Genomic DNA, 2,615 nt, shown 5'->3' on the forward strand with positions numbered 1-2,615 from the left:
CTAAAAAAAAGGGTTTCTACAAAGCCATTATTACAAAATTTTTAAATCAAGATTATATTTTGAATTTAATGAGAAGAGGTATAATTATTTTTATCATATTTACAATACTACTTGGAAGAATGAGAGAACAATTGAAATTCCTATAATGATGGAAATTATGGGTAGCAGTGATTCCAAAAGGATCCTTGAAGTTGGAAATGTTATTTCTCATTATTTCCCTGTAAATCATGATATTGTTGATAAATATGAGAAAAACAAAGGGGTTATTAACTGTGACATCTCAGAAATCCCGAGTTCTGAAAAGTATGATCTGATTGTCAGTATTTCAACTTTGGAACATGTTGGTTGGGATGAACATGTTTTTGATAATAATGTTCAGGGGGATATTAGTTCTTTAGATGATACTAAAATTCCAAAAGCCATCAGAAAACTCGAATCTTTACTTAATAATCGAGGAAAAATTATTGTTACCTTGCCAATTGGATATAATGGAATATTAGATAAATTATTAAAAGATAAAAAGCTTCCTTTTAGTGAAGTTTACTATTTGAAACGAATTAGTAAAGATAATCAATGGAGGCAAGTTAGTCGGGAAGATATTGATAATCTTAATTATGATTTCATCCCATATTATAGAGCTAATGGATTAGTTATTGGAATTATTGAAAATTTTCTGATCTAGAAAATAGAGATAATGAATATAGTTACTAATTTATCATTTTATAAATCTTTTTACACAAATTGGACCAATTATAATTTTCATTAACTTCTTTCATTAATTTCTTAGGATTTTTTTCCAATTTTCCAGGGTTTAAAATTAATTTTTGTAGCCTTTCAGCCAAATAATCACTATCATCCTGTTTGATTAATTCACCATAATCAATTATTTTTAGCAGATCTTTTGCTCCACCAACATCAGTAGTAACAAGGTAATTTCCAAAATAGGCCGCTTCTATTAAAGCTATTCCAAAGCTTTCGGATCTTGAAGGGAAACAAAAGATTTTTGATTGAGAGTAAAATTTATAGATCTTATCTCTGTCAGATACATATCCTTTAAATATTACTTTATCTTTTAAATGAGGGTTTTCTATAAAATATTTTTTGATATATTCTTCTTCAAATGATTTTTCTATACTGCCAATAAGAACTAATTTCCAATCCTCTAATTTTTCAATTTTGGAAAAAGCTTCTAATAAAACTTCAGTTGCTTTTGCAGGAGTCCCTAAATTTCCTACAGTTAAAATATAATTCTTTTTTTTCGGTATTTTAGTTTTTTGGCTAATATATATTCCATTGGGGATGCGAATCAGCTTATTTGGAGGTATAGTTTCTGTTTCAATTAGTTTCTTATATTGTTTAGACGATTCCACGCTTATACAGTCTATTAAATGTTTAATGGCAATCTTTTGCAGGAATCCAAAAACTCCCTTTTTGTTTATCAAGATTGAAGTTATTAAATCATCAGCATCCAATTTTACATAGGTTTTTCCCTGGGGATTCAAAAGTTTGTAAACTAAGAAATAAGAGAAAATACCTATAGTATCATGAAGATGAAATGATTGTAATACATCTATTTTTCTAGAATTTTTTATTAGATAACATAAAACATCCCTGGTTTCAGTCTTAAATTTTTTATTAAGGAAAATTAATTTTAGATATTCACTATTCAACTCCGCTTTGAGATAATCATAGTCATCATTATTATAAGTGAGAATTGCCGCATCATAATTAAATGATTTTCCCATGGTATAAGGTAACAGCCCCACATCTTTAATCAAATGAAAATTCATGAGTTTTGGAAAAATGCATAAATACTTTTTTTTGGAATTTTTCATAATATTCCCCTGATTGATGAGTAATCTGGTAGTCTGGCATGGCACATAATGAAGTGTTTCAATTCTTTATTGGGTTATATATTTTTCTTTTCTATAATTAGCTTCTCAATTATATGATGTTAAATCGGGTGTTGTAATCAAAAGATTATAATATTAACTTCCTTTGGTGAATAGTATTTAAATAACCTGTTATTTATAAAAAAGAAATGTAATATATTTTTTTAAAAAAATTATTAAAAAGATTATTTCAAAAAAGGGTTTAAAATGGTAAACTAGCGTAGTATCCCCTATGGATATAGTTTGAAGTATCCCAATTGTTAATAACTCCAAATTCATTGTAGTTATTACTTCCATCGGCATTAAACCATGCACCAACGTAGATTTGGGCCCAAACATGACCATATGTTCCACTTGCAAAATTACAGGTTCCATGTTCATAGCGTGCAGCTAAGCCTGTGGCTCGGCTTAAAGCGACAATTAAATGTGCAATATCGCAGCAATTCCCATTTCCATCATTTAAAACCCCAAGTGCTCCTTTGGTAGTATTGTAATAAAAGGAATATTCCACACAATCTCTGACCCAGTTAAAGATTTTAACCGCTTTTTCATAAGGATCAGTAGTATTTCCAACAATACCATTAGCATAAGCTATAATAGTTGGATTATTTGATTGACAATTAGCTGTAGCTCCTAAATACGATTCTAAACCAGTTGGTCCAATATATATTACTGCTACCCATGGTTTCATTGCTGCGAAGGCTGCTTTGTTTCCGCTGGTGT

3 protein-coding genes are annotated in these 2,615 nt (G+C 29.2%); 1 reads left to right on the top strand and 2 read right to left on the bottom strand.

Annotation, left to right across the window (positions count from 1 at the left end; genetic code table 11):
* Positions 1–157 precede the first annotated feature (157 nt).
* Positions 158–682 (top strand): class I SAM-dependent methyltransferase, encoded by a 525-nt coding sequence (locus QC759_RS00030; RefSeq protein WP_144405543.1) that lies wholly within the window; start codon positions 158–160, stop codon positions 680–682.
* A gap of 25 nt (positions 683–707) precedes the next feature.
* On the opposite strand, the gene QC759_RS00035 is transcribed toward QC759_RS00030, so the two are convergent.
* Both QC759_RS00035 and QC759_RS00040 read right to left on the bottom strand, forming a co-directional pair.
* Positions 708–1,835: a glycosyltransferase family 4 protein gene (locus QC759_RS00035; RefSeq protein ID WP_048073368.1), complete on the bottom strand. Its 1,128-nt coding sequence runs from the start codon at positions 1,833–1,835 to the stop codon at positions 708–710.
* A gap of 259 nt (positions 1,836–2,094) precedes the next feature.
* On the bottom strand, positions 2,095–2,615 hold a 521-nt coding region (locus QC759_RS00040; protein ID WP_279844506.1), incomplete at its 5' end, for a transglutaminase-like domain-containing protein.

Source organism: Methanobacterium formicicum, assembly GCF_029848115.1.
GTDB classification, from domain to species: domain Archaea; phylum Methanobacteriota; class Methanobacteria; order Methanobacteriales; family Methanobacteriaceae; genus Methanobacterium; species Methanobacterium formicicum.